A 429-nucleotide genomic window follows, 5' to 3' on the forward strand; every position below is an offset into this window, starting at 1 on the left:
AAGTAATGCAGGCTCTTTAGAGAACCAGCCATCTTTCTCGGCCAGGCTGACAGACCAGATTTCTTTGCCATCATCCGCATTCAGCGCTTTTACTAAACCAGCGCGGTCCGCTGCATAGACAACGTTGTCCGCCAGTGCCGGATGAAGATTGGAATAGAAGTTGCCAATGCCGCTACCAACGGAAGTGCTCCACGCCGTGGTCGGCGTAAACTGGTTTTCAACGGTTGGCAATGGGGACATCTTTACCACATCTTCTTCGCTGTTAAACAGCGAACAGCCGCTTAAAAGGGTAACGGAAAGCAGTCCTGGCAGCAGTAATTTACGCAATTGCATCGGGTCCCTCTCAGATGGACAAATTATTAATTTTCATCTGCATCATTTCGCTCAGTGCCGGAGTAACATCGCTTTTCACGCCTGCTTCCCATGCAC

Annotated in this window: 1 protein-coding gene; it reads right to left on the minus strand. The window is 49.9% G+C overall.

Going from position 1 to position 429, the window contains the following annotated elements; translation table 11 throughout:
- The coding region (locus KOE80_RS20165) for a PQQ-binding-like beta-propeller repeat protein (protein WP_413228951.1) at positions 1 to 333 on the minus strand (333 nt) is incomplete at its 3' end.
- Positions 334 to 429: the final 96 nt, after the last annotated feature.

The organism is Alcaligenes sp. 13f (genome assembly GCF_020496585.1).
Lineage (GTDB): Bacteria > Pseudomonadota > Gammaproteobacteria > Burkholderiales > Burkholderiaceae_B > Alcaligenes > Alcaligenes phenolicus.